Source organism: uncultured Nocardioides sp. (assembly GCF_947489365.1).
GTDB lineage: Bacteria > Actinomycetota > Actinomycetes > Propionibacteriales > Nocardioidaceae > Nocardioides.
Window position 1 is genome coordinate 254,269 of record NZ_CANLDB010000004.1, and the last position, 24,259, is coordinate 278,527.

The 24,259-nt window shown below is 73.8% G+C and carries 25 protein-coding genes; 9 read left to right on the forward strand and 16 right to left on the reverse strand.

Features of this window, described 5'->3' with window-relative positions; all coding sequences use genetic code 11:
- Positions 1 to 10: 10 nt before the first annotated feature.
- Complete coding sequence (locus Q0858_RS13360; RefSeq protein WP_299055198.1) at positions 11 to 448, reverse strand: heme-binding protein; 438 nt, start codon at positions 446 to 448, stop codon at positions 11 to 13.
- Positions 445 to 2,619, reverse strand: a complete 2,175-nt coding sequence (locus Q0858_RS13365) for a malate synthase G (RefSeq protein WP_299055201.1) — start codon at positions 2,617 to 2,619, stop codon at positions 445 to 447. The genes Q0858_RS13360 and Q0858_RS13365 overlap by 4 nt, the downstream gene beginning before the upstream one ends.
- A 110-nt stretch (positions 2,620 to 2,729) precedes the next feature.
- Between Q0858_RS13365 and Q0858_RS13370 the strand changes: the two genes are divergently transcribed.
- Both Q0858_RS13370 and Q0858_RS13375 read left to right on the forward strand, forming a co-directional pair.
- Positions 2,730 to 3,518, forward strand: coding sequence for an IclR family transcriptional regulator (locus Q0858_RS13370; protein ID WP_299055203.1), 789 nt, complete (start codon positions 2,730 to 2,732; stop codon positions 3,516 to 3,518).
- A gap of 30 nt (positions 3,519 to 3,548) precedes the next feature.
- Positions 3,549 to 4,502 (forward strand): alpha/beta hydrolase, encoded by a 954-nt coding sequence (locus tag Q0858_RS13375; protein ID WP_299055205.1) that lies wholly within the window; start codon positions 3,549 to 3,551, stop codon positions 4,500 to 4,502.
- A 304-nt stretch (positions 4,503 to 4,806) separates the two neighbouring features.
- Here the strand turns inward: Q0858_RS13375 and Q0858_RS13380 are convergent, their stop codons facing one another.
- The 6 genes from Q0858_RS13380 to Q0858_RS13405 are packed head-to-tail and all read right to left on the reverse strand — an operon-like array spanning position 4,807 to position 9,706.
- Entirely contained in the window at positions 4,807 to 6,057 is a 1,251-nt protein-coding gene (locus Q0858_RS13380) for an MFS transporter (protein ID WP_299055208.1), read from the reverse strand.
- 7 nt (positions 6,058 to 6,064) lie between these two features.
- Positions 6,065 to 6,856 (reverse strand): sulfite exporter TauE/SafE family protein, encoded by a 792-nt coding sequence (locus tag Q0858_RS13385; protein ID WP_299055211.1) that lies wholly within the window; start codon positions 6,854 to 6,856, stop codon positions 6,065 to 6,067.
- Positions 6,853 to 7,938 (reverse strand): SPFH domain-containing protein, encoded by a 1,086-nt coding sequence (locus Q0858_RS13390; RefSeq protein ID WP_299055214.1) that lies wholly within the window; start codon positions 7,936 to 7,938, stop codon positions 6,853 to 6,855. Before Q0858_RS13390 ends, Q0858_RS13385 begins: the two co-directional genes overlap by 4 nt.
- 56 nt (positions 7,939 to 7,994) lie before the next feature.
- A complete protein-coding gene (locus tag Q0858_RS13395; RefSeq protein WP_299055216.1) occupies positions 7,995 to 8,447 on the reverse strand; it encodes an NfeD family protein in 453 nt (150 codons plus the stop codon).
- 9 nt (positions 8,448 to 8,456) lie between these two features.
- On the reverse strand, positions 8,457 to 8,903 hold the full coding sequence (locus Q0858_RS13400; RefSeq protein ID WP_299055219.1) for an SPFH domain-containing protein: 447 nt from the start codon (positions 8,901 to 8,903) through the stop codon (positions 8,457 to 8,459).
- Positions 8,904 to 8,911: 8 nt separating this feature from the next.
- Positions 8,912 to 9,706, reverse strand: coding sequence for an ABC transporter ATP-binding protein (locus tag Q0858_RS13405; RefSeq protein ID WP_299055221.1), 795 nt, complete (start codon positions 9,704 to 9,706; stop codon positions 8,912 to 8,914).
- A 61-nt stretch (positions 9,707 to 9,767) separates the two neighbouring features.
- Here Q0858_RS13405 and Q0858_RS13410 point away from each other — a divergent pair, with 61 nt between their 5' ends.
- On the forward strand, positions 9,768 to 10,526 hold the full coding sequence (locus Q0858_RS13410; RefSeq protein ID WP_299055224.1) for a hypothetical protein: 759 nt from the start codon (positions 9,768 to 9,770) through the stop codon (positions 10,524 to 10,526).
- A gap of 10 nt (positions 10,527 to 10,536) precedes the next feature.
- Complete coding sequence (gene serB / locus Q0858_RS13415; protein ID WP_299055227.1) at positions 10,537 to 11,766, forward strand: phosphoserine phosphatase SerB; 1,230 nt, start codon at positions 10,537 to 10,539, stop codon at positions 11,764 to 11,766.
- Here the strand turns inward: serB and Q0858_RS13420 are convergent.
- Entirely contained in the window at positions 11,763 to 12,272 is a 510-nt protein-coding gene (locus Q0858_RS13420) for a histidine phosphatase family protein (protein WP_299055229.1), read from the reverse strand. The two genes, serB and Q0858_RS13420, sit on opposite strands and share 4 nt — an antisense overlap.
- 23 nt (positions 12,273 to 12,295) lie before the next feature.
- On the opposite strand from Q0858_RS13420, the gene Q0858_RS13425 reads away from it, so the two are divergent.
- A complete protein-coding gene (locus Q0858_RS13425) occupies positions 12,296 to 13,300 on the forward strand; it encodes a cyanophycinase (RefSeq protein WP_299055231.1) in 1,005 nt (334 codons plus the stop codon).
- Positions 13,297 to 16,062, forward strand: coding sequence for a cyanophycin synthetase (gene cphA, locus Q0858_RS13430; protein WP_299055232.1), 2,766 nt, complete (start codon positions 13,297 to 13,299; stop codon positions 16,060 to 16,062). Before Q0858_RS13425 ends, cphA begins: the two co-directional genes overlap by 4 nt.
- Before the next feature lie 13 nt (positions 16,063 to 16,075).
- Here cphA and Q0858_RS13435 read toward each other — a convergent pair whose 3' ends face one another.
- Genes Q0858_RS13435 through Q0858_RS13455 form a run of 5 tightly spaced genes read right to left on the reverse strand, consistent with a single transcriptional unit; the run spans position 16,076 to position 20,902 of the window.
- Complete coding sequence (locus tag Q0858_RS13435; protein ID WP_299055235.1) at positions 16,076 to 17,350, reverse strand: hypothetical protein; 1,275 nt, start codon at positions 17,348 to 17,350, stop codon at positions 16,076 to 16,078.
- An 8-nt stretch (positions 17,351 to 17,358) separates the two neighbouring features.
- Entirely contained in the window at positions 17,359 to 19,092 is a 1,734-nt protein-coding gene (locus tag Q0858_RS13440; RefSeq protein ID WP_299055237.1) for a Mur ligase family protein, read from the reverse strand.
- A gap of 16 nt (positions 19,093 to 19,108) precedes the next feature.
- Positions 19,109 to 19,882: an enoyl-ACP reductase FabI gene (fabI, locus tag Q0858_RS13445; protein WP_299055239.1), complete on the reverse strand. Its 774-nt coding sequence runs from the start codon at positions 19,880 to 19,882 to the stop codon at positions 19,109 to 19,111.
- Between the two features lie 47 nt (positions 19,883 to 19,929).
- Positions 19,930 to 20,634, reverse strand: a complete 705-nt coding sequence (locus Q0858_RS13450; protein ID WP_299055241.1) for a beta-ketoacyl-ACP reductase — start codon at positions 20,632 to 20,634, stop codon at positions 19,930 to 19,932.
- A 55-nt stretch (positions 20,635 to 20,689) separates the two neighbouring features.
- The gene (locus tag Q0858_RS13455) at positions 20,690 to 20,902 is read right to left on the reverse strand and encodes a dodecin (protein WP_240236049.1); all 213 of its coding nucleotides are present in this window, start codon (positions 20,900 to 20,902) and stop codon (positions 20,690 to 20,692) included.
- Between the two features lie 76 nt (positions 20,903 to 20,978).
- Between Q0858_RS13455 and Q0858_RS13460 the strand changes: the two genes are divergently transcribed.
- Both Q0858_RS13460 and Q0858_RS13465 read left to right on the forward strand, forming a co-directional pair.
- Positions 20,979 to 21,317, forward strand: coding sequence for a DUF3099 domain-containing protein (locus Q0858_RS13460; RefSeq protein WP_299055247.1), 339 nt, complete (start codon positions 20,979 to 20,981; stop codon positions 21,315 to 21,317).
- A 20-nt stretch (positions 21,318 to 21,337) separates the two neighbouring features.
- The gene (locus tag Q0858_RS13465) at positions 21,338 to 21,565 is read left to right on the forward strand and encodes a hypothetical protein (RefSeq protein WP_299055250.1); all 228 of its coding nucleotides are present in this window, start codon (positions 21,338 to 21,340) and stop codon (positions 21,563 to 21,565) included.
- Positions 21,566 to 21,595: 30 nt separating this feature from the next.
- Here Q0858_RS13465 and moaA read toward each other — a convergent pair whose 3' ends face one another.
- Positions 21,596 to 22,594: a GTP 3',8-cyclase MoaA gene (gene moaA, locus Q0858_RS13470; protein WP_299055255.1), complete on the reverse strand. Its 999-nt coding sequence runs from the start codon at positions 22,592 to 22,594 to the stop codon at positions 21,596 to 21,598.
- A gap of 56 nt (positions 22,595 to 22,650) precedes the next feature.
- Here moaA and Q0858_RS13475 point away from each other — a divergent pair, with 56 nt between their 5' ends.
- Positions 22,651 to 23,466, forward strand: a complete 816-nt coding sequence (locus Q0858_RS13475; RefSeq protein ID WP_299055256.1) for an SURF1 family protein — start codon at positions 22,651 to 22,653, stop codon at positions 23,464 to 23,466.
- 34 nt (positions 23,467 to 23,500) lie between these two features.
- Here the strand turns inward: Q0858_RS13475 and Q0858_RS13480 are convergent, their stop codons facing one another.
- Positions 23,501 to 24,256 carry an SDR family oxidoreductase gene (locus Q0858_RS13480; protein ID WP_299055258.1) on the reverse strand — a complete coding sequence of 252 codons (756 nt, stop codon included), beginning with the start codon at positions 24,254 to 24,256 and terminating at the stop codon, positions 23,501 to 23,503.
- Positions 24,257 to 24,259: the final 3 nt, after the last annotated feature.

The following is a 24,259-nucleotide window of genomic DNA, read 5'->3' on the forward strand; positions in this document are numbered from 1 at the left end:
CCCCGGGTTCTCAGTCGACCTGGGCGACCAGGCCGGCCGCCTCGATGCCCGCCACGGCTGCGGCCTCGTCGTTGTCGGAGGTGTCACCCGTGATCCCGACCGCGCCCACGAGCTCGCCGCCGGAGTCCTTCACGAGCACCCCGCCCGGCACGGGCACCAACGACCCGCCGACGGCGCTCGTCACGGACGCGATGAAGTAGGCCTGCTGCTCGGCGCGACCCATGATCGAGCGCGAGCCCATGCCGAGGGCCAGCGCGCCGTGGGCCTTGCCGAAGCCGATGTCGAACCGTCCGATGGAGGCGCCGTCCTCCCGCTCCACGGCCACGACGTGCCCGCCGGGGTCGAGGACGACGACGGTCAGCGGCTTGAGGCCCTGCTCGCGGCCGTGGGCCCGGGCGGCGGCGACGATCGTGCGGGCGGTCTCGAGGTCGAGGTGGACGTGGGTCATGCGGACTGCTCCTTCTTGACGGCGCGCTGGCGGTGCAGGATCGGCTCGGTGTAGCCGCTGGGCTGGGCGAGGCCGTCGAGGACGAGGCCCTTCGCGGCGACGTACGCCGGGCCGTCGAAGGACGGCGCCATCGGCGTGTAGCCGGCGTCGCCGCTGTTCTGCTCGTCGACCACGGCGGCCATCTTCTGCAGGGTCTGCTCGACCTGCTCGCGGGTGACGACGCCGTGGTGGAGCCAGTTGGCGACGTGCTGCGCCGAGATGCGGCAGGTCGCGCGGTCCTCCATGAGCGCCTCGCCGGACAGGTCGGGCACCTTCGAGCAGCCGACGCCGGCGTCGACCCAGCGGACGACGTACCCGAGCAGGCTCTGCAGGTTGTTCTCGATCTCGGCGGTGCGGTCGGCGTCCGACCAGTCGGCGGCGTCGCCGAGCGGGAGGACGAGCAGCTGCTCGCGGTCCTTGCGGCGTCCGCCGGCGGCGAGCTCCTCCTGACGGGCCTTCACGTCGACCTGGTGGTAGTGCAGCGCGTGGATGGTCGCGGCCGTCGGCGAGGGCACCCAGGCGCAGGTCGCGCCGGCCCTCGGGTGGCCGATCTTGGCCTCGTACATCGCGGCGAGGCTGTCGGGCGCCGCCCACATGCCCTTGCCGATCTGGGCGCGACCGAGCAGACCGCACTCGAGGCCGATGTCGACGTTGAGGTCCTCGTACGCCTCGATCCACTGCGTCTGCTTCATGTCGGCCTTGCGGACCACCGGCCCGGCCTGCATCGAGGTGTGGATGTCGTCGCCGGTGCGGTCGAGGAAGCCGGTGTTGATGAAGACGACCCGCTCGCGGGCGCGCTCGATGCAGGCCTTGAGGTTCAGCGAGGTGCGCCGCTCCTCGTCCATGATCCCCATCTTGATCGTCAGCGGCTCCATGCCGAGGAGCCGCTCGACGCCCGCGAAGAGGTCGACGGCGAGCTGGACCTCGTCCGGCCCGTGCATCTTCGGCTTGACGACGTACGCCGAGCCGGTGCGGGAGTTGGGGCGCTCGGTGCGGCCCTGGACGTCCTTGAGGCTGCCGAGGCCGGTCATGACGGCGTCGAGCAGGCCCTCGGGCACCGGGTCGCCCTGGGCGTCGCGGACCGCGTCGGTCGTCATCAGGTGGCCCACCTGGCGGATGAAGAGCAGCGACCGGCCGTGGAGGGTGACCTCGCCGTGCCCGTCGGGCGCGGTGTACACGCGGTCGTCGTTCATCGCGCGGGTGAACGTCTTCCCGCCCTTGGTCACCTCCTCCGCCAGGGTGCCGTCCATCAGGCGCATCCAGTTGCGGTAGCCGAGCACCTTGTCCTCGGCGTCGACGGCGGCGACGGAGTCCTCGAGGTCCATGATCGTGGAGACCGCGGACTCCAGCAGGAGGTCCTTGACCCCCGCCTTGTCGGTGCTGCCGATCTGGTCGTCGGCGTCCACCTGGATCTCGACGTGCAGGCCGTGGTGGACGAGCACGACGGCCTCGGGGGCAGCGGCGTCGCCGCGGAAGCCGACGAGCTGCTGCGGCTCCGCGAGGCGCTTCACCTCGCCGTCCACGGTGGCGGCCAGGCCGTCGTCGTCCACGGCGTACGCCGTCACGTCGGCGTGGGACGCCCCGGCCAGCGGCCAGTGCGCGTCGAGGTGCTCGCGGCCGCGACGGATGACCTCGTCGCCGCGGGCCCTCGTGTAGCCGTCGCCGGGGGCGAACTCGCCGTCGGTGGGGACGACGTCGGAGCCGTAGAGCGCGTCGTACAGCGAGCCCCAGCGGGCGTTCACCGCGTTGGTGGCGAACCGCGCGTTGAGCAGCGGGACGACGAGCTGCGGGCCGGGGATGCCGGCGACCTCCGGGTCGGCGCCGTCGGTCGTGACGGCGACCTCGGCGGGCTCGTCGAGCAGGTAGCCGAGCTCGCGCAGGAACGCGGTGTACGCCTCGGTGTCGGGGGTCCCCGGGTGCTCGCGGTGCCAGTCGTCGAGCGCGGCCTGGATCCGGTCGCGCTCGGCGAGGAGCTCGCGGTGGCGCGGCGAGAGGTCGGCGACCAGCGCCGCCAGGCCCTCCCAGAAGGCGTCGGACTCCAGCCCGGAACCGGGCAGGCCCTCCTCCTCGACGAAGCGGTGCAGCTCGGCGGCGACGTCGAGCCCTCCTGCTTGGACACGCTGAGAAGTCATCCGGCTCCCTACCGTCGGCGGCGAAGACCCGGGTCCGCATGCTTGCCCGAGTTTCCGCATTGTGGAAGTGTGTTTCCTGTCCACGGAAAACTACGGAGGGCGCGGAGACCATGTCAACCGCAGGTGACCGACAGCCGGACCGCGCCACCGACCGTCCCGGCGACCGCGGCGGCGTCCAGTCGCTCCACCGGTCCCTGGACCTCGTCGAGATGCTGGCCTCCCGGGGCGGCGCCATGACCATCGCCGACCTCGCGTCGGCCACCGGCACGGCCCTGCCGACTGCGCACCGCCTGCTCGGGACGCTGCGCTCGCGCGGGTACGTCCGCCAGCTCCCGGACCGCCGCTACGCGCTCGGGTTCCGCCTGGTCCCGCTCGGCGCGACGGCCGGCTCGAGCGTCGGGGTCGGGGCGGAGCGGGCCCTCGCCGGGCTGGTCGACGTCCTCGGGGAGACCGCGAACCTGGCCGTCCTGGACGGCGACCGGATCGCCTACGTCGCCCAGGTGCCGGGGAAGCACTCGATGCGGATGTTCACCGAGGTCGGCCGCCGCGTCGACCCGCACTGCACCGCCGTCGGCAAGGCGATCATGGCCCGGATGCCGCGGGAACGGGCCCGCGCGCTGCTGACCCGCACCGGGATGGCGCCCCGGACCCCGCACACCCTCACCGACATCGAGGAGCTGTGCGCGGGCCTCGACGAGATCGACCGCCTCGGCTACGCCCTCGACGAGGAGGAGCAGGAGGTCGGCGTCCGCTGCGTGGCGGTCGTCGTCCCGACCGAGGACCCCCGGGTCGCGATCTCCGTGTCCGGCCCCGCGCCCCGCATGACCGACACGCTCGTGGCCGACGCGGTGCCGCGGCTGCGGCGTACGGCCCAGGAGCTGGCGGCGGCGCTGGTCTGAGTCGCACCGGTGGGGTGCGAGGATCCCGCCATGCAGGACGTCCTGGGCCCGCCGTGGACCGCGGAGACCATCCCCCTCGCGGACGATGCCGAGGGCCGGGTGGTGGCGACCCTCGTGCACGCCCCCGCCGACGCGGGAACGGCGCCGCGGGGCGCGGTGCTGCACGTCCACGGCTTCGCCGACTACTTCTTCCAGACCGACTACGCGGCCTGGTGGACCGCTCGCGGCTGGGACTTCTACGCCCTCGACCTGCGCAAGTACGGCCGCTCCCTGCTGCCGCACCAGACACCGACCGACGTCCACGACGTGCGTGCGTACGCCGAGGAGCTCGACGCGGCGTACGAGCGGATCACCGGGCGTGACGGCCACGACCGGCTCGTGGTCTCGGCGCACAGCACGGGTGCGCTGGTCGCGGCGCTGTGGTGCGAGGACCGCCGGGCGGAGCAGGCCGGCACGCTGGTCGGCGTCGTCCTGAACGCCCCCTGGCTGGACCTGCAGGGCTCGGAGCTGATGCGGACCGTCGGCACCCGCGTCATCGACGTGGTCGGCGCCGTCCTGCCCGACGTCGTGGTGCCGCGGCAGGTCGACGGCGGGTACGGCCGCAGCCTCCACCGCGACCACGGCGGCCGGCAGGTCTACGACCTGACGTGGAAGCCCGTGGAGTCCTTCCCCGTCAGGCTGGGCTGGCTGCGGGCCATCCGGCGCGCCCACGCCGAGCTGCACCGGGGCCTGCACGTCGACGTCCCGGTGCTCGTGCTGACCTCCGACCGCAGCGCGGAGCCGCCGTACACCGCCGAGGACCTGCGCTCCGCCGACGTCGTCCTCGACGTCGAGCACATGTGGCGCTGGGCCCCCCGCATCGGCCCCCGCGTCGAGGTCGTGGCCGTCGAGGGTGCCCGCCACGACGTCGTCCTGTCGGAGGAGCCGGCCCTCGGGCGGGTGTACGAGGTCCTGGCGGGCTGGGCCGACCGCTTCCTCCCCTGACCGCCGAGTCGGCACGTCTGCGCAGGCGCACGGCGTCCAGTCGGCACATCTGCGCAGCTGTACGAGGTCGAGTCGGCAGATCTGCGCAGCCTTAGAACGCCGAGCCGGCACGACTGGGCAGCCCGAGTCCGCGCCGTGGCTGCGCGAGCCCCGGACTGACCCCTCACGCCTGTTCAGACACCCGCCGCTGGGTGCGACTCGAACCCCCTTGGCTGCGCAGACGTGCCGACTCGAGCCCCCTTGGCTGCGCAGACGTGCCGACTCGAGCCCTCTCAGCTGCGCAGACGTGCCGACTCGAGCCCTCTCAGCTGTGCACGAGTGCCGACTCGGCCAGGTGGCGCTGCCGGACGACGACGGGGACGAGGAGGAGCGCCAGCGCTCCCCCGCCCAGCGACAGGACGGCGAAGCTGGTGGCGTCGACGACGAGGCCCGACAGGACGCCGCCCGAGGCGCCCGCCAGGGCGATGAGGACGTCGACCGTGCCCTGGGTGCGGGCGCGCTGCTCGGGGAGGGTCCCGTCGACGAGGAGCGCGGTGCCGCTGATGAGGCCGAGGTTCCACCCGAGCCCGAGCAGCACCAGCGCGAGCGACAGGGCCACCATCGAGTCGACCGGGGCCGCCGCGGCCACCACGCCCGCGAGGAGCAGGGTGACGGCCGCCGCGACCGCCATGGGCAGCCGGCCCACGCGGTCGACCAGGCGGCCGGTCACGAGCGACGGCAGGAACATGGCCGCGACGTGCAGCCCGATCACGAGGCCGACGTCGCCGAGGTCGTGGCCGTGGGCGCGCATGTGGACCGGCGTCATGGTCATGATCGCGACCATCGCGACCTGGGTCAGCACCATGACGGTGGCGCCCACGGCGACCCCGCCGGGCAGCACGACGGTCGGCACCGCCGCGGGGTCCGTCGCCGCGGGCACCGCCTCGTCGGCGAGCCGGCGGGCGAGGAGCAGCGGGTCCGGTCGCAGGAACGCGAGGAGCACCAGCCCGGCGGCGCCGTACGCGACGCCACCGAGGAGGAAGGGGCCGGTGAGGGGCGGCAGCCCGAGGGACGTCGCGAGCCCGCCCAGCAGGTCCACGGACGCGGGGCCCGCGACGGCGCCGAAGGTCGTGGAGACCAGGGCCACCGAGATGGCCCGGCCGCGCTCCTCGGGGGTGGCCAGGTCGGTGCCGGCGTAGCGGGCCTGCAGGTTGGTCGCCGTGCCGGCGCCGTACACGAGCAGGGAGACGAGGAGCAGGGGCACGGCGTCCAGGACGGCGGACACGACGATGCCGCCGGCGCCGAGCGAGCCGGCGAGGAAGCCCGCGGCGAGGCCGGTACGTCGGCCGGCACGCTGGGAGACGCGGCCGACCAGGTACGCCGCCAGCGCGGAGCCCAGCGTGAACAGCGCGACGGGCAGGCCGGCCGCGCCGGTGCCGCCCAGCATGTCCTGGGCGAGCAGGGCGCCGACCGTGATGCCCGCGGCCAGGCCCGCCCCGCCGAGGACCTGGGAGGCGACGACGACCCGCAGGGTGCGGCGCTGGACCGTGGCGCGGTCCGCGGTCGTCGTGCTCACGGGAGCCTCAGCTGCCGACGAGGAACGACACGACGGCGGCCACGCCGACGACCACGATCACGAGCCGCAGCCCGAACGGCGGGAGCCTGCGACCGACCTTCGCGCCGATCTGGGCGCCGATCACGGCCCCGATCCCGATGTACAGCACGATCCACCAGTCGACGTACGGCTCGACGAGGAAGTGGACGGCGACGAACACGACGCCGGAGACGCCGTTGACGATCGCGGCGAGCACGTTCTTGACGCCGTTGAGGCGCTGGAGGTCCTCGTCGATGCCGATGCCCATGACGGCCATCAGCAGGACGCCCTGCGCGGCGCCGAAGTACCCGCCGTACACGCCGGTGCCGAGGATCGACGGCCACACCCACCAGCCGCCGTGCTCGGGCCGCTCGCCGGCCGTGCCCTTCGCCTCGTGGCGGCGGGCGACCCACCGCGAGATCCGCGGCTGGGCCAGGACGAGCAGGACGCCGAGGATGATCAGCACCGGCACGATCGCCGCGAAGGCCGACGGGGGGAGGAAGATCAGCAGTGCCGCGCCGGCCACGCCGCCGAGGAACGAGGCGACGCCGAGCCGGACCACCCGGCCCCGCTGCCCGGCGAGCTCGCGGCGGTAGCCGATGGCACCGGAGATCGAGCCGGGCACCAGCCCGATCGAGTTCGAGACGTTCGCGGTGACCGGCGGGACGCCGAAGGCGATCAGGGTGGGGAAGGTGATCAGGGTCCCCGACCCCACGACCGTGTTGATGAGGCCGGCGCCCATCCCGGCCAGGACGATCGCCGCGATCTCGGCCGGGCTCACTCCTCGGTCGGGGCGCCCGGGTTCGCGGCCCGCTGCGCCTCGGCGATGGCGGCGCGGACGTCGGCCTGGGCCTCCGACAGCGACTCGTCGGTCTCGGCGTCGGTCTCCTTCGCGAGCGAGGGCGTGGCCGCGGTGTCGACCCGCACGCGGGGTCCGTCGACCTGGTCGGGGATGCCGCGCACGCTGCTCATGGTCGAGCCCAGCCCCTCGAGGGCCTTGGTGATCTCGCTGGGGACGATCCAGACCTTGTTCGCGTCGCCCTCGGCGATCTTCGGCATCATCTGCAGGTACTGGTAGGCCAGCAGCGACTGGTCCGGGTTGCCGTCGTGGATGGCCTGGAAGACGGTCTGGATGGCCTGGCCCTCACCCTGCGCCCGCAGGATGGACGACTCCCGCTCGGCCTGCGCCCGCAGGATGGCGGACTCGCGCTCGCCCTCCGCGGTCAGGATCGCGGACTGCTTGCTGCCCTCGGCGGTGAGGATCGCGGACTGCCGCTGGCCCTCGGCGGTGAGGATGAGCGCGCGCTTGTCGCGGTCGGCGCGCATCTGCTTCTCCATCGAGTCCTTGATGGACGGCGGCGGGTCGATGCCCTTGATCTCGACGCGGCCGACGCGGATGCCCCACTTACCGGTCACCTCGTCGAGCACGCCGCGCAGCCCGCCGTTGATCGAGTCGCGGCTGGTGAGGGTGTCCTCCAGCGTCATGCCGCCGACGATGTTGCGCAGCGTGGTCATGGTGAGCTGCTCGACGGCCTGGATGTAGTCACCGATCTCGTACGTCGCCGCCACCGGGTCGGTGACGCGGAAGTAGATGACGGTGTCGATCGAGACGGTCAGGTTGTCCTCGGTGATCACCGGCTGCGGCGGGAACGAGACCACCCGCTCGCGCAGGTCGATGAGGTACCGGACCCGGTCCATGAACGGGACGATCAGCTTCAGCCCGGGGTCCAGGGTGCCCTGGTACTTCCCGAAGCGCTCCACGATCCCGGCCCGGGCCTGCGGCACGATCTTGACGGTCTTGGCCAGCACGGCGACCGCGAGGAGCGCGATCAGGACCAGCAGGACGAGCACGGTGATGCTCATGGTTCCCCCTCGGACTCGAGTGTCCCCAGGCTACTGGGGGCCCGGGGCACGCAGGTTCAGGGCTCGAGGCGCGCCACCGGGTGCACGTACGCCGTCGCGCCCCGGATCTCGAAGACCTCGACCGTCTCGCCGGGGGCGATGACCAGGTGCTCGTCGTACGGCGCCGCGGACCAGATCTCGCCGTCCAGCTTGATCCGGCCGGTGCTCGTGGCCGTGATCTCCTCGGTGACCAGCGCCTGGCTGCCGACCAGCGCGGTGTGGCCGTGGCGCAGCTCGGGGCCCTGGTGGAGTCGCTTCAGGACCGAGGGCCGCACCAGCGCGAGCATCGCCACGGACACCAGCGAGGCGACGACCACCTGGGCGATCACCGGCAGGCCGACCAGGGCGACGACCATGCCCCCGACCGCGCCGACCGCGAGCATCAGCAGGATGAAGTCCGTGCCGGTGACCTCGGCGATGGCGAGCACGACGCCCAGGCCGAGCCAGGCCTGCCACGGGTCGACGTCCATGGGCCGAGCCTATCGACGGACCCGTGAGGGCTTCGTCACCCCGGTGGGCTGCAGGGCGACGCCCCACCGCCCGCCCACCCCGGTCAACGTCAGGTGCAGGTCGTCGAGCAGGCGCGCGGGATCGGCGATCACGTCCTCCGCCCTCCGACCACCGATGTGACGGCGCACGGTGGCGGTCGCGAGCTGCTCAAGCCCGGCGCCGACGTCGGCGACCTCGGACGTCGCGGCGGCCGGGTCCTTCACGGTCCAGCGGAGCACCAGGCCCAGGCGGAGCACCTCGCCGTCGCGGTCGACGGCCTCGATGGAGGCGGCCGCGCGATGCTGCGGGCGGAGGTCGACCCGGGTCAGGCTCTCGAGCCCAGGCACGAACATGCGCACGCCGGGGTCGAGGACACGGTGGTGGCGACCGCGACGCCGGACGACCGCGACATGCTCGCGGGGGACGACGGTGAACACGCCCGTCCTCAGCGCTGCCGGGTGCGCCGACGGGCGGCCCAGCGGCCGTCGACGTGGTCGAGCGCGAGCGGCATCCCGAACGTCGCGGACAGCGACTCGGGCGTCAGGACGTCGGTGATCGGCCCCGCCTCGACGACCTTCCCCTGGCGCAGCAGCAGGGCGTGGGTGAAGCCGGGCGGGATCTCCTCGACGTGGTGGGAGACCAGCACGGTGGCGGGCGACTCGGGGTCGTAGGCCAGCGTCGACAGCGTGGACACCAGGTCCTCGCGGCCGCCGAGGTCGAGGCCGGCGGCGGGCTCGTCGAGCAGGAGGAGCTCAGGGTCGGTCATCAGCGCCCGGGCGACCATGACCCGCTTCCGCTCACCCTCCGACAACGTGCCGAACGTGCGGTCGGCGAGGTGGACGACGCCCACCTCGCGCAGCAGGTCGTCGGCGCGGCCGTGGTCGAGGTCGTCGTACGACTCGCGCCAGCGGCCCACCACGCCGTACGACGCGGACAGGACGAGGTCGCGGACCGTCTCGCCGCGCGGCACGCGCTCGGCGAGGGCCGCGCTGGTCAGACCGATGCGGGGCCGGAGCTCGAACACGTCGACGCGCCCGATCAGCTCGCCGAGGACCCCGACGTATCCCGACGTGGGGTGCATCTGGGCGGCCGCGACCTGCATCAGCGTCGTCTTGCCGGCGCCGTTGGGCCCGAGGATCACCCACCGCTCACCGTCCTTGACGACCCAGGTCACGCCGTCGAGCAGCGTGGCGCTCCCCCGGCGCACGACCACGTCGGCGAGCTCGAGGACGGCGGGCATGGCCCGACCCTATCCAGACCGCGGGCCGGGCCGCTGGCCGGACTCCGTAGCCTGGCCGACCGTGGACGCAGGACTCCCGGACGCCGGACGGCTGGCGTGGTGGCTCACCGCCTGGCTCCGGTCCGACGCCTCCCCCGACGACGCCCTCGCGGCGATCACCGCCGACGACGCGGCCCACCGGGTGGTCGGCCTGCCCGGCCACCCGGAGCCGGTGGGCTGGGCGCTCGCCGTCGGGGCGCTGCGCTCGGCGGGGGCCCAGGAGGCCGGCCTCGCGCTCCCGGTGGACGGCGACCCGGTCGGTCTCGGCGGGCCCCGCGCCTTCAACGACGCCGCGCTGGAGGCCGGGGAGGCCGTCGTCCTCGGCCCCCTCCTGCCCGGTCAGGACGGGTGGGGCCTCGTGCCCGAGCGGGTGGGCCGCGGCGTGCTGTGGACGGCCCACGTCGCCCGGCGCCGGCAGGTCCCCGACGTCGGCGAGGCCGACCGGGCGCTGCGGCAGGCGCTCACCCTGGGCGCGACCGCGCTCGCGGACCTCGACGTCGCCCGGTGGCGCCCCGACGTCGCCGACGACCTCATGGACCTGCGCCGCACGGCCGCCGCCGAGCCCGTGCCGGGCGTCCCGCCGCGGTGCGTGGAGCTCGCCGGGCGTGCGCTGCGGGTGCTCGGGATCGTCGACCTGGCCCTCGCGGACGACGGCGGCGCGCGGACGGCGTACGACGTGGCGGCGCGACGCGCGGTGCTCGACCCCCTGGCCCGGGCGGGCCGCCGCGGCCTGGTCGCGGCCTGCTCGCCCGAGGGCTGGCCCCAGGAGCCGCCCCGCTAGCCTCCGAGGGATGTCCACCCCGCACCCCGCGACCCTGCTGGTCACGCTCACCGGCCGTGACCGCCCCGGGGTGACGGCGACCCTGCTGGCCACGCTCGCGCAGGGCGGGGTCCAGGTGCTCGACGTCGAGCAGGTGATCCTCCGTCGCCGCCTGATCCTGGGCGTCCTGGTCACCGTGCCCGACGAGGGCGGCGGCGCGCTGCAGGACCGCATCGAGCAGGCCGCCGCCGAGCTCGGGATGCAGGTCGAGCTGGAGCGCGGCACCGGCGACAACTCCTCGCGGCCCTCCGGCCGGTCGCACGTCACGCTGATCGGGGCGCCGCTGCTGGCCACCGCGATGGCCGACATCACGGCCCGCATCGCGGAGTCCGGCGCCAACATCGACCGCATCGAGCGGATGGCGCGCTACCCCGTCACCGCGATCGACCTGCACGTGTCGGGCGCGGACCCGGAGGTGCTGCGCACCACGCTCGCCGAGGAGTCGGCCCGGCTCGGGGTCGACCTCGCCGTCCAGCCGGCCGGCCTGCAGCGCCGCGGCATGCGCCTGATCGTCATGGACGTCGACTCCACGCTCGTGCAGGGCGAGGTCATCGAGATGCTCGCCGCGCACGCCGGCTGCGCCGAGGAGGTCGCCGAGGTCACCGAGCGCGCGATGCGCGGCGAGATCGACTTCGCGACCTCCCTGCACGAGCGGGTGGCGCGCCTGGAGGGGGTCCCGGAGACCGCCCTCGACGAGGTGTACGCCGACCTGCGCCTCGCCCGGGGAGCCCGCACCATGGTCCGGACCCTCAAGCGGCTCGGCTACCGCTTCGCGATCGTGTCGGGCGGGTTCAGCCAGGTCACCGACCGCCTCGCCGCCGACCTGGGCATCGACTTCGCCCGCGCCAACGAGCTCGAGATCGTCGACGGTCGGCTCACCGGGCGCATCCTCGGCGACGTCGTCGACCGCCCGGCCAAGGCCCGCGCGCTGCGGGAGTTCGCCGCCGCCGCCGGGGTCGCCGAGGGCGCCACCATCGCGATCGGCGACGGTGCCAACGACCTCGACATGCTCGCCGCGGCCGGGCTGGGGATCGCCTACAACGCCAAGCCCGCGGTCCGCGAGGCCGCGGAGGTCAGCGTCAACGTGCCCTACCTCGACACGATCGTCTACCTCCTCGGGGTCACCCGCGAGGAGGTCGAGGCCGCGGACGCCGCCGACGGCACGGACAGCACGGACGGCACGGCCCCGACGGCCGGCTAGCCGCGACCCACGTGGACGGCGCGCACCGTCGCCGCGCCGGGCGCCAGGTCCGCCCACGCGACGTTGACGTCCAGCACGGTGGCGGCGCTGGTGGGGTAGCTCGACGCGATGGCCGCGCGGGCCTCCGCGTCACCGTCGCCGTCGTCCAGCCACACCGCGAGGGCGTGCATGGTCGGGTTGTGGCCGACGACCACGACGGTGCGGGCGTCCTCGTCGACCTCGCGCAGCTGCGTGAGGACGCCGTCCTCGTCGGCGAGGTAGAGCGTGCGGGACAGCCGGGGCCGGCAGGTCCAGCCCGCGGCGGCGGAGACGACGTCCCAGGTCTCGTCGGTGCGCTGGGCCGCCGAGACCAGTGCGGCGTCGGCGTGCACGCCCTGCTCGGCCAGCCACGACCCCAGCGCGGTGCCGTCGGCGCGGCCCCGGTCGGACAGCCGCCGCTCGAAGTCCGTCGGCGCCTGTCGTTCCGCCTTGCAGTGCCGCACGACGACCAGGGTCCGGGGGGCCATGGCCACACCCTAGGGTGAGCGCCATGTCCCGCGGACCCCTGATGATCATCGGCGGTGCCGAGGACAAGCTGCGCGGTCGCGCCATCCTCAAGGCGTTCGTCGCCGCCGCCGGTGGTGCCGACGCCCGGATCGCCGTGATCCCGACCGCCTCGTCGCTCGGCCCCGAGATCGTCGAGGTGTACGACGCGCTCTTCCGGCGCGAGGGCGCGGGGGACGTGGTCGCGGTGCGGCCGGAGTCCCGCGAGGAGGCCGGTGACCCGGAGCTCGTGCGGCGCCTCGACGAGGCCACGGGCGTCTTCATGACCGGCGGCAACCAGCTGAAGCTGTCCGCGACCGTCTGCGGCACGCCGGTCGGCGACGCGATCGTCGCCGCGCACCACCGCGGCGCCGTGGTGGCGGGGACGTCCGCGGGCGCCAGCATCCAGTCGAGCCACATGGTGGCGTTCGGCGGGCCGGGCTCGACCCCGAAGCAGCGGATGACCCAGGTGGCCGCCGGTCTGGGACTGCTGGACGCCTCGGTGATCGACCAGCACTTCGACCAGCGCAACCGCTACGGCCGGCTGCTGATGATCACCGCCCAGTCGCCGCAGCTCCTCGGCATCGGCGTCGACGAGGACACGGCGGCGATCGTCGAGACCCTGCCGACCGAGGGGGGCGAGGACCAGGTGCTCCGCGTGCTCGGCAAGGGCGCGGTGACGATCTTCGACCCCTCCCGCATCGTGACCAACGCCTACGAGGCCAAGCGCAGCGCCACGATCCTGGCCAGCGGCGTCGTCCTGCACGTCCTGCCGCAGGGGTCGGCGTTCGACCTGACCACCCGGACGCTGGTGCCGCGGGAGACCCGCGTCAGCGCCGAGGATGCCGCCGAGCTCGCCGAGGCCGGGAACGACCTGCGGAGGATGGCCCGCGACATCGCCGCGGACGACGTCTCCCCCACCACGCTGCGCCGGCGCAAGGCCCGCGCCGCCCGCCGTACCGAGACCAGGCCAGCCGGACCAGACGCCGAGCAGAGGAGCGAGCAGGCATGACGGAGCGCCCCACCCCCGACCTGACGATCGTCGAGACGCGGGTCTACCGCGGCCCGAACGTGTGGTCGTACGACCGCGCGATCCACCTGGTCGTCGACCTCGGGGTGCTCGAGGAGTACCCGACGAACACGCTGCCCGGCTTCACCGACAACATCGTCGAGATGCTGCCGGGCCTCCGCGAGCACACCTGCTCGCGCCGCAAGCGCGGCGGCTTCGTCGAGCGCCTGCACGAGGGCACGTGGCTGGGTCACGTCGCCGAGCACGCCGCGCTGGCGCTGCAGCAGGTCGTCGGCCACGACATCCGCCGCGGCAAGACCCGCATGGTCAAGGGCCACCCGGGTCGCTACAACGTGATCTTCGGGTACGCCGACGAGCAGGTCGGGCTCGCCGCCGGCAGGCTCGCCGTCCGCCTGGTCAACCACCTCGTCGAGGCCGACCCGGAGTTCGACTGGGAGGTCGAGCTCGACGACTTCATCCGCCGGGCCCAGCGCACGGCGTTCGGTCCCTCGACCCAGGCGATCATCGACGAGGCCGTCTCCCGCGACATCCCGTGGATCCGGCTCAACCAGCACTCGCTGGTCCAGCTCGGGCAGGGCGTCCACGCCAAGCGCATCCGCGCCACGATGACCTCGGAGACCTCCGCGATCGCCGTCGACGTGGCCTCGGACAAGGACCTCACGACCAAGCTCCTCGGCGCCGCCGGCCTCCCGGTCCCCAAGCAGGACTCGGTCCGCACCGCCGACCAGGCCGTCCGGGTCGCCGAGCGGATCGGCTACCCGGTCGTCGTGAAGCCGCTGGACGGCAACCACGGGCGCGGCGTGTGCCTCGACCTGACGGACGCCGACGCGGTCCGCGAGGCCTTCGAGATCGCCAAGGGCGAGTCGCGCCGCGGGTGGATCGTGGTGGAGTCGTTCATCACCGGCAAGGACTACCGCTGCCTCATCATCGACGGCCGCATGGCCGCGGTGGCCGAGCGCGTTCCCGCGTCGGTGACCGGCGACGGGGTCAGCACCGTCGAGCAGCTCGTCGACACCGCGAACGCCGACCCCCGCCGCGGCGTGGGCCACGAGAAGGTCCTGACCCGCATCAAGGTCGACGCGGCCGCCACGGAGCTGGTCCGCGACCAGGGCTTCGAGATGTCCGACGTCCCCGACGAGGGCGTCACGGTCAAGCTGGCCCTGACCGGCAACATGTCGACGGGCGGCATCTCCATCGACCGGACCTTCGAGGCCCACCCGGAGAACGTCGAGATCGCCGAGGAGGCGGCCCGGATGATCGGGCTCGACATCGCCGGCATCGACTTCATCTGCCCCGACATCACCGAGCCCGTCCGCGAGGCCGGCGGCGCGATCTGCGAGGTCAACGCCGCGCCCGGCTTCCGGATGCACACCCACCCGACCATCGGCGAGCCGCAGTTCATCTCGAAGCCGGTCGTCGACATGCTCTTCCCGCCCGGCGCCCCCTCGCGCATCCCGATCGTCGCCGTGACCGGCACGAACGGGAAGACGACGACGTCGCGGATGATCTCCCACATCTTCAAGGGGATGGGCCGCAAGGTCGGCATGACCTCCACCGACGGTGTCGTGATCGACGAGCGGCTGCTGATCCGCGCCGACGCCTCCGGCCCCCGGTCCGCCCGGATGGTGCTGCAGAACCCGCGCGTCGACATGGCCGTCTTCGAGGTCGCCCGCGGCGGCATCCTGCGTGAGGGCCTCGGCTACGAGCGCAACGACGTCGCGGTCGTCATCAACGTGCAGCCCGACCACCTCGGCCTGCGCGGCGTCGACACCGTCGAGCAGCTCGCCGACGTCAAGGCCGTCCTCGTCGAGGCGGTGCCGCGCAACGGCGCCGCCGTGCTCAACGCCGACGACCCGCTGGTGCGCGAGATGCGCCGCAAGTGCTCCGGCGAGGTCGTCTGGTTCTCCATGGCGGAGCCGGGCAGCGAGACCCGCGACATGATCGACGCCCACTGCCGCCGGGGCGGCAAGGCGCTCGTCCTGGAGCCGTCCGAGCGCGGCGAGCGGATCGTCGTCCGCCACGGCCGTCGCGAGATGCAGCTCGCCTGGACCCACCTGCTGCCCGCCACCTTCGGCGGCCGGGCCCGGATGAACGTCCAGAACACCCTCGCGGCCGCCGCGGCGGCCTTCGCGCAGGGCGCGCCCCTGCACGACATCCGTCAGGGGCTGCGGACCTTCTCCACGAGCTACTACCTCTCCCCCGGCCGCCTCAACGAGGTCGAGGTCTCGGGCGTCAGCGTCATCGTCGACTACTGCCACAACGCCCCGGGCATGGCGATGCTGGGCGACTTCGTCGACCGCGTCGGCGACTCGATGGCCGCCAACGCCGCGGACCGGCCGTCCCGGATCGGCATCATCGCCACCGCCGGCGACCGCCGCGACGACGACATGCGCGAGCTGGGACGGATCGCGGCGCGCCACTTCGACGTCGTGATCGTCCGCGAGGACGAGGGTCTGCGCGGACGCGAGCGCGGCGAGGTGGCCGGCTTCGTCGTCGAGGGGGTCCGCGAGGCCATGGCGGACGGCGCCCGCTGCCGCCAGGTCGAGGAGGTCCTCGACGAGATCGAGGCCGTCCGCCACGCCATGGGCCGCGCCAACCGGGGCGACCTCGTCGTGGTCTGCGTCGACAAGCACGCCGCGGTGATGTCGGAGCTGGAGAACTGGTCGAACCAGGCTTACGCCGGCTCCGGCGCGTCCGAGGACGCGCCGGGGGCCGACCCGGACTACTACGCGGGCAACGAGTAGGTCGGCAGGCGGGTCACCGCTCCTCGAGCGCCGCGCGCACGAGCCGGGTGGTCTGGCGGACCATGGCGGCCCGCCGGCCCTCGTAGGCCGCGTCGGTGAGCTTCTCCTCGCCCGGCACGCCGAGCACGGGCGTGTGGACGTGCCCGCCGACGTTCCAGCTGCGGACGCCGTCGCGCAGCAGCGTCGCGCGGTAGGCGATCTCGTTGGAGAGGTAGTCGCCGGGTCCGCCGGCGACGGCGAGGAAGCCCGGGGTGGGCCCGTCGGTCGTCGTCCGCTCCTCGCCGGTGGCGGGGTCCTTCTCGGTGATCTCGTGGTTGACGACGACCTCGTAGCGCCCGGTGTCGCGGGCCGCCATGGCCTCCATCGGCAGGTCGCTCAGGGTGAACTGCGGCTGCGGACGCACCGTCGGGTAGCCGTCGGGGATGGGCACCAGCCCGGTGCGCTCGACGTTCTCGTTGTCGGCGAAGCCGCCGCGGTTGGCGCCGTTCCACACCTCGAGGTCGAACTGGTCGGGCCGCCCCTGGCTGACCGTCACGAGCGCGTCGAGGCCCTGCGGCCCGCGCTGCACGTACGGCGCGAGGGTGCGCTCGACCTCGCCGGCGGCGAAGTCGTCCCACCGCACGGGGAACATGGCGGTCTCGATCCGGACGGGGCCGTCGGCGGTGCGGAGCGTCCGGCCGTCGAGGGCCAGCGCGACGGCGCCGGACGGGTTGCCGATGCGGGCGTCGACGTCGAGGGTGAACGGGTCGAAGCCGGTGACGACGACCTTGGTCGCCCGCCGCTCGGTGGGCACGTCGACCGTGTCCTGGCCGCGGCTGGTGGTCTCGAGCCGGTCGGTCAGCCCCGTGACGGGCTCGTCCTGCGCGGCGCCCCACTGGGCCAGCACGCGGGTCATCGAGACCCGGGCCCAGTACAGCGGGCGGTCGTCGCCGCCGGGCAGCGAGCCGCGGACGCGCTCACGGCCCTGGGCGCGGTCGGTGGCCCACGTCCACAGGTCGCGCCCCTCGTCCACGACCACCCGGCGCGCAGCGGCGCGGTCGTCGGCGGCGCACAGCGCCTCGGTGAAGGCCTCGACGCGCTCGTCGGCGCGGCTGCGCCGCAGGATCGCCTGGGGCGCGGCCCGGTCGACGCGCGCCTGCTCGACGGTCGGCTCGACCGAGGTGTCGAGGCAGTCGGCGGGAGCCGCCGTGGCGGAGGACGTCGTGGCGACGCCGAGGCCGGCGGTGCCGGCGAGGAGTCCGGAGAGCAGGAGCAGGGTCGGCCGCAGAGGGCCCCGAGAGTTGGCCATGCCCCTTCCTACCCCGTCGGCTGCTCCTGGGCCGCGGCGGCCCGCACCTTCGCGGCGAGCTCGGCCGGGCCGTCGGAGGTCGCGCCCGCGGAGGCGAGCCAGTCGTAGACCTCCTGCCGCTCGGCGTGGCACATCAGCCCGACGACGTCCCCGGGGGCGGCCACCCCGACCAGCGCCTGCAGCGACGCGAGCTCCGTGGGGTACGACGTCACGTCCTCGACGCCGACGCGGGCGGCGCCCGCCCGCAGCAGCGCGTCGAGGTCGTCGACGTCGCGACCGCGCAGGTACTTCTCCTTGTGGCCGATCGCCAGGACGTCGGAGTCCCGCGCGCCGATCTCGGCGAGGGTGCCGATGAGCTCGTCGGTCCGGTCGCCGACGACGCCGAGCCCGAGCAGCAGCCGCCCACCGGGTCGCCGTACGCCGGCCATGATCTCGAGCAGCGCCTCGAGCCCGGCCTCGTTGTGGGCCAGGTCGACGACGACCGTCGGCCCGTCGCCGCCGTCCGGCCCGGGGACGGAGAAGGTGTTCATGCGGCCCGGGTTGTGCTCGGCGTCCGGCAGGAACGAGCGCAGCCCCTCGACGACGGAGGCGCGGTCGAGGCCGATCGCGAGGCCGGCGGAGGCGGCGGCCAGCGCGTTCTCGACGTTGAACCGCGACAGCCCGGCGAGCGTCATCGGCACGTCGACGAGCTCGACGAGCGGGTCCGCGTCGGCGTCGGGCAGCAGGACGCTGATCCAGCCGTCGATGACGGACGTCGCCCGCCCGCCCTCGGCGAGCACCTCGCGGACGCCGGGCGAGTCCGGGTCGCGCGAGAACACCCAGGGCCGGGCCCGGGCGACCTGGCGCATCGCGAGGACCCGCGGGTCGTCGCCGTTGAGGACGGCCCAGCCGTCCGCCCGCGTGATCCGGGGGACGACGGACTTGACCTCGGCGAGCTGGTCGACGGTGTCGATGCCCTGCAGGCCGAGGTGGTCGGCGGTGACGTTGGTGACGACCGAGACGTCGTTGCGGGTCAGGCCGATGCCCTTGAGGAGAATGCCGCCGCGGGCGGTCTCGGTGACGGCCAGCTGCACCTCGGGGTGCGCGAGCACGCGCCCGGCGCCGCTGGGACCGGAGTAGTCGCCCGCCTCGACCATGACGCCGTCGACGTAGATGCCGTCGGTGTTCGACCAGCCGACGAGGCGTCCGTCGACGCGGCCCATGTGCGCGATCCACCGCGACGTCGTCGTCTTGCCGTTCGTGCCGGTGACGGCGACGACCGGGACCCGCGGCACGAGGGTCCGCGGCCGCTCGCCGGCCTCGCTGGCCGCGACGGCCGCAGCCGCGCGCTCGACCACGCCCTCGGGGTCCGCCTGCGCCTCGGGGGTCCGGAGCATGTCGAGGACCTCGGCGACCGCGCGGCCCATGGTCTGGGCGCGCTCGCGGTGCCGCCAGGGGTAGGCGACGACGAGCTGGTGGGGCTCGTTGGTCCCGCGGACGCGGACGGCCAGCCGGTTGGTGCCGGACTCCGCCGCGAGCGCGCGCACGAGGCGCGCGAGCGCCCGGGCGACGAAGCGCTGCCGGAAGCCGGAGTCGGGCTCCCCCGGCCTGCTGCTCGGCATGCCGATGCGCGCGGCGAACCGACGCGCGACGTCCACGGGCAGGCCGCTGAGGCTCTCCACGTCGAGCGTCAGCTTCACGGCCGCACGGGGGAAGTAGAGGTTCGGCCCCTCCAGGACCCGGAGCTCGACGAGTGAGGTCACGGCGTGACGCTACAAGTCACGCACCGATCGCGTGGAAGCCCCCGTCGACGTGGACGATCTCGCCGGTGGTGGCCGGGAACAGGTCGGACAGCAGCGCGCAGACCGCGCGGGCCGTGGGGCCCTGGTCGCCGTTGTCCCAGCCCAGCGGGGCGCGCTCGTCCCAGGTCTCCTCGAGCTTCTCGAACCCCGGGATCGCCTTCGCGGCCAGCGTCTTCAGCGGGCCCGCCGAGACCAGGTTGACCCGGACGCCCTCGGGACCGAGCGTGCGGGCGAGGTAGCGCGAGGTGGACTCCAGCGCAGCCTTGGCCACGCCCATCCAGTCGTACGCCGGCCACGCGGTGGTGGCGTCGAAGGTGAGCCCGACGACGGACGACCCCGCGCCGAGCAGCGGACGGGCGGCCTCGGTCAGCGACTTCAGCGAGTACGCCGAGACCTGCACGGCCTGGGCGACGTCCTCCCAGGGCCCGGTCATGAAGTCGCCGCCGAGCAGCGTCTCCGGGTTGCCGTACGCGATGGAGTGGACGACGCCGTCCAGGTGCTCCACGCCGTGGCCGCGCAGCGTCTCGGCGAGCCCGTCGAGGTGGGACTGGTCGGTGACGTCGAGCTCGAGCACGACCGGCTCGACCGGGAGGCGCTTCGCGATGCGGCGGGTGATGCCGAGCGCGCGCCCGAAGTTGGAGATGAGCACGGTCGCGCCCTGCTCCTGGGCGAAGCGCGCGGTCGCGAAGCCGATGGACGAGTCCATCGTGACCCCCGCGACGAGGATGGTCTTGCCGTCCAGGATGCCCATGGCGTGGCCTTTCGTCGTCTCTGTCGTGGGTCTCGTCGGGGTGGGGCTCAGTGGCCCATGCCGAGGCCGCCGTCGACGGGGATGACGGCCCCCGACACGTACGCCGCGGCGTCCGAGGCCAGCCAGGTCACGGTGCCGGCCACCTCCTCGGGGCTGGCGAACCGGCCGAGCGGGATCTGCTGCTTGTACGCCGCCTGCTGCTCCTCGGGGAGCCCCGCGGTCATGTCGGTCTCGACGTACCCGGGTGCGACGACGTTCGTGGTGATGGAGCGGCTGCCCAGCTCGCGGGTCAGCGAGCGGGCGATGCCGATCAGGCCGGCCTTCGACGCCGCGTAGTTCACCTGTCCGGGCGAGCCGAGCAGCGCGACGACCGACGACATCAGCACGATGCGGCCGCGGCGCAGCCGGAGCATGCCCTTGGAGGTGCGCTTCACGAGCCGGAAGGTGGCGGTGAGGTTGGTCTCGATGACGCGGGACCACTGGTCCTCGCTCATGCGCAGCAGCAGCGTGTCGTCGGTGATGCCGGCGTTGGCGACCAGCACCTCGACGGGGCCGTGCTTCTCCTCGATCTCCGCGAACGCCGCCTCGACGGCGGCCGGGTCGGTGAGGTCGCAGACGAGGTCGAGCGCCCCCTCGGGGCCGCCTCCGCCACGCGAGGTCACCGCGACCTGGTCGCCCTGGGCGAGGAACGCCTCCGCCACGGCGCGACCGATGCCGCGGCTGCCTCCGGTCACCAGCACTGATCTGCTCACGCCTGGTGACGCTAGCGACTACCGGCGGGTAAGGGAGAACCCGCCGGGCGCCCGCTCAGTCGTCCTCGAGCCTGAACCCGAGCTTGAGCCCGACCTGGAAGTGGTCGACCTGGCCGTCGATGACGTGGCCGCGGACCTGCGTCACCTCGAACCAGTCGACGTGCCGCAGGGTCTGGCTGGCGCGCTCGACGGCGTTGCGGATCGCCTGGTCGATGCCGTCCGGGGAGGTGCCGACGACCTCGGAGATGCGGTAGGTGCGGTTGGTCATCTCTGACCTCTCTGCTGGGTACCGGGAGTGACGGGTGCGGCGACGATACCCATCGACCGAGACGTAAGGTGGAGCAGTGGCCGACCAGGGTGGAAAGCAGCGCGACAGGCAGGGCGGTCAGCCGCAGGCGGTCCGCATCACCACCGCGGCGGACGACCCCCGAGAGGACCAGAAGCGACGACAGAAGCGCTACCTCTGGTCCATGAGCCTCCGCACGATCTGCTTCATCGGGGCCCTCGTGGTGGGCGACAACATCTTCCGCTGGATCCTCGTGGCCGGGGCGGTCTTCCTGCCCTACATCGCCGTCGTCCTGGCGAACGCCGCGTTCCAGCGCGACGACGACTTCACGATGGCGCCCGTCGACCCGCAGGTGCGCCAGCTCGGCCCCGGCGAGTCCGCGCCGCGCGCCTCCTGAGCCCTCGGCCGGTGGACGACGTGAGCGAGCGCCCCGGACCGCCGGCGCCCCGGTGCTCGGCCCGGGGTTGCACCGCGGACGCCCGGTGGGCGCTGCGGTGGAACAACCCCAAGATCCACACCCCGGAACGGCGCAAGGTGTGGCTCGCGTGCGACGAGCACCGCTCGACGCTGGGCGACTTCCTGGGGGCGCGGGGCTTCCTCAAGGAGACGCGCCCGCACTCCGCGGACGACGCCGACGAGGTCTGAGCCCCGCCGGCGCCCGCCGTCCGCCGGGTCTCAGCCGCCGATGGCGGACATCGGCCGGTCGGGCTGCAGGAACGACGGGTCGTCGATGCCGTGCCCGGCGGCCTTCCCGAACATCGCCGTGCGCCAGCGCTCGGCGATCTCCTCGTCGGACGCCCCGCCGCGCAGGGACGCCCGCAGGTCGGACTCCTCGCGGGCGAACAGGCAGGTGCGGACCTGGCCGTCGGCGGTGAGCCGGACCCGGTCGCAGGCGCCGCAGAACGGACGCGTCACCGACGCGATGATCCCGACGGTGCCGGGCCCGCCGTCCACGGTGAACAGCTCCGCAGGCGCACTGCCGCGGGGCTCCTCCGCGGGGGTGAGGGTGAAGGACTTCTCGAGCAGCGCCAGGGTCTCCTCGGCGGTGACCATCTTCTCGCGGCTCCAGCCGTGCTGGGCGTCGAGCGGCATCTGCTCGATGAAGCGCAGCTCGTAGCCCTCACCCAGCGCCCAGGCCAGCAGCTCGTCGGCCTGGTCCTCGTTGTGGCCGCGCAGCAGCACGGCGTTCACCTTGACGGGGCCGAGACCGGCGTCACGGGCGGCGGCGAGGCCGTTGATGACGTCGTCCAGCCGGTCACGCAGGGTGATCTGGGCGAAGGTGTCGCGCCGGATGGTGTCGAGGCTGGCGTTGACGCGGGTCAGGCCGGCCTCCTTCAGCGCGTGCGCCGTCCGGGCCAGGCCCAGCGCGTTCGTGGTGATGGACTGCTCGAGGTCCGGGTGCGCCTCGTGGACGCGACGGACGATGTCCATGAGCCCACGACGCACCAGTGGCTCCCCGCCGGTGAAGCGGACCTCCTCGACCCCCAGCCGCGTCACACCGATGTCGACGAGTCGTACGACCTCGTCGTCGGTGAGCACCTGGTCGGTGGGCATCCAGTCGAGACCCTCGGGCGGCATGCAGTAGGAGCAACGCAGGTTGCACCGGTCCGTCAGAGAGACCCGGAGGTCGGTCGCGACACGGCCGTACCGGTCGGCGAGCGGCAGGGGGATCATTTCCCCACCCTACGTGGCGGGGGGCACATCGGGGGCCTCCGGATAGCCTCGTGGACGTGGGATCCTTCCGCTTCCTCCTGTCCCGGCGGTGGGTGCTGTTCCTCGTCGTGGTGGTGCTCCTGTCGTGGCTCGCCTACGCCCTCGGCGAGTGGCAGTTCCACCGGCTCGACGAGCGCCGCGAGCGCAACGCCGTCATCGAGCGCAACGAGGTCGCCCCACCGGCGGCACCGGGCGAGGTCATGCCCGTGGGCGGCGACGTGGCCGCCGCCGACCAGTGGCGTCGCGTCGAGGCCACGGGCACCTACGTGCCCGAGGACACCGTGATCGTCCGCTACCGCACCCGCGAGGGACAGGCGGGCGCCGACGTCGTCGTCCCCCTGGAGACCGCGGACGGACCGTCCCTGCTGGTGGACCGCGGCTGGGTGCCCACCGCCAACAGCGGCGCGACCCCGACGGAGGTGCCCGACCCCCCGACCGGCGAGGTCACCGTCGTCGGGTGGGCGCGCACGGACGCGACCGACTCCACCACGGTCACCGACCAGTCGACGCGGGCCATCGCCAGCTCCGAGATCGGCCCGGCGCTCGACCGCGAGGTGTACGGCGGCTTCGTCGACCTCGAGTCCGAGGACCCGGCCCCCGAGGTGGCGCCCAGCCAGAACGGCCTGCCCGAGCTCGACGAGGGCCCCCACTTCTTCTACGGGCTGCAGTGGTGGTTCTTCGGGCTGCTGGCCATCGTCGGCCTCGTCTACCTCGCGTACGACGAGTGGCGCGGCCCGCGGCCGGGGCGTCGTGGCACGAAGGGGTCGCGGCCCGCTGCTGCCCGCAGGACGGACGACGACAGGGAACCGGTCACCACCCGCCCCTCGTCGTGAGCGGTCGGGTCCTGGCCGAGCTGCGACGCAGCTGCTAGAGCGACCGCAGCATCCCGCCGTCCACGGGCAGGGCGACGCCGGTGACGAACGAGGCGGCCGGCGAGAGCAGGAAGGCGGCGACGCGGCCGAACTCCTCGGGCTCGCCGTACCGGCCGAGCGGGATGGTCGCCAGCGCCCGCTCGCGGGCGGCCTCCGGGTCACCGGTGGCGTCGTCCAGCTCGGCGACGCGCTCGGTGCCGACACGACCGGGCAGCAGGCTGTTGACGCGGACGCCACGTGGCGCCACCTCGTCCGCCAGGGTCTTGGCGACCATCGCCAGTCCGGGACGCAGGCCGTTGCTGATCGCCATGTTGGCGAGCGGTGCGCGGACGCTCGACGACAGGACCATCGCGATCGAGCCGCCCTCCCCCAGCTCCGAGGCGATCCCGCGCGCGACGCGGACACCGCCCAGGAAGACGGACTCGAAGGCGCGGGACCAGTCGTCGTCCGAGGTCTCGATGACCGAGCCCGGCGGTGGGCCGCCGACGCTGACCAGGGCGCCGTCCAGTCGTCCCCACCGCTCGTGGGCCGCGGCGACGAGGCGCTCGGGCGTGTCCGGGTCGGCGTTGTCGGCCACGACGGTGGCACAGCCGTCGCCCAGCGCGTCCGACGCCGCTCGCAGCGTAGTCTCGCTCCGGCCGGAGAGCACGACGCGCGCGCCCTCCGCCACGAGCACGTCGGCGGTGGCACGGCCGAGGCCACGAGCACCGCCGGTCACCGCGAACACCCTGTCGTGCAGTCCCAGGTCCATGGC

What these genes read in the sequence shown, in the direction of transcription:
- Q0858_RS13405 (WP_299055221.1), bottom strand. Translation starts at nt 9,706, where the DNA reads ATGCCCGCCGTCCTCGAGCTCGCCGACGTGGTCGTGCGCCGGGGGAGC.
- Q0858_RS13455 (WP_240236049.1), bottom strand. Translation starts at nt 20,902, where the DNA reads ATGACCAACCGCACCTACCGCATCTCCGAGGTCGTCGGCACCTCCCCG.
- cphA (WP_299055232.1), top strand. Translation starts at nt 13,297, where the DNA reads ATGACGGAGCGCCCCACCCCCGACCTGACGATCGTCGAGACGCGGGTC.
- Q0858_RS13435 (WP_299055235.1), bottom strand. Translation starts at nt 17,350, where the DNA reads ATGGCCAACTCTCGGGGCCCTCTGCGGCCGACCCTGCTCCTGCTCTCC.
- fabI (WP_299055239.1), bottom strand. Translation starts at nt 19,882, where the DNA reads ATGGGCATCCTGGACGGCAAGACCATCCTCGTCGCGGGGGTCACGATG.
- serB (WP_299055227.1), top strand. Translation starts at nt 10,537, where the DNA reads ATGTCCACCCCGCACCCCGCGACCCTGCTGGTCACGCTCACCGGCCGT.
- Q0858_RS13480 (WP_299055258.1), bottom strand. Translation starts at nt 24,256, where the DNA reads ATGGACCTGGGACTGCACGACAGGGTGTTCGCGGTGACCGGCGGTGCT.
- Q0858_RS13365 (WP_299055201.1), bottom strand. Translation starts at nt 2,619, where the DNA reads ATGACTTCTCAGCGTGTCCAAGCAGGAGGGCTCGACGTCGCCGCCGAG.
- Q0858_RS13395 (WP_299055216.1), bottom strand. Translation starts at nt 8,447, where the DNA reads ATGGACGTCGACCCGTGGCAGGCCTGGCTCGGCCTGGGCGTCGTGCTC.
- Q0858_RS13375 (WP_299055205.1), top strand. Translation starts at nt 3,549, where the DNA reads ATGCAGGACGTCCTGGGCCCGCCGTGGACCGCGGAGACCATCCCCCTC.
- Q0858_RS13425 (WP_299055231.1), top strand. Translation starts at nt 12,296, where the DNA reads ATGTCCCGCGGACCCCTGATGATCATCGGCGGTGCCGAGGACAAGCTG.
- moaA (WP_299055255.1), bottom strand. Translation starts at nt 22,594, where the DNA reads ATGATCCCCCTGCCGCTCGCCGACCGGTACGGCCGTGTCGCGACCGAC.
- Q0858_RS13420 (WP_299055229.1), bottom strand. Translation starts at nt 12,272, where the DNA reads ATGGCCCCCCGGACCCTGGTCGTCGTGCGGCACTGCAAGGCGGAACGA.
- Q0858_RS13390 (WP_299055214.1), bottom strand. Translation starts at nt 7,938, where the DNA reads ATGAGCATCACCGTGCTCGTCCTGCTGGTCCTGATCGCGCTCCTCGCG.
- Q0858_RS13360 (WP_299055198.1), bottom strand. Translation starts at nt 448, where the DNA reads ATGACCCACGTCCACCTCGACCTCGAGACCGCCCGCACGATCGTCGCC.
- Q0858_RS13370 (WP_299055203.1), top strand. Translation starts at nt 2,730, where the DNA reads ATGTCAACCGCAGGTGACCGACAGCCGGACCGCGCCACCGACCGTCCC.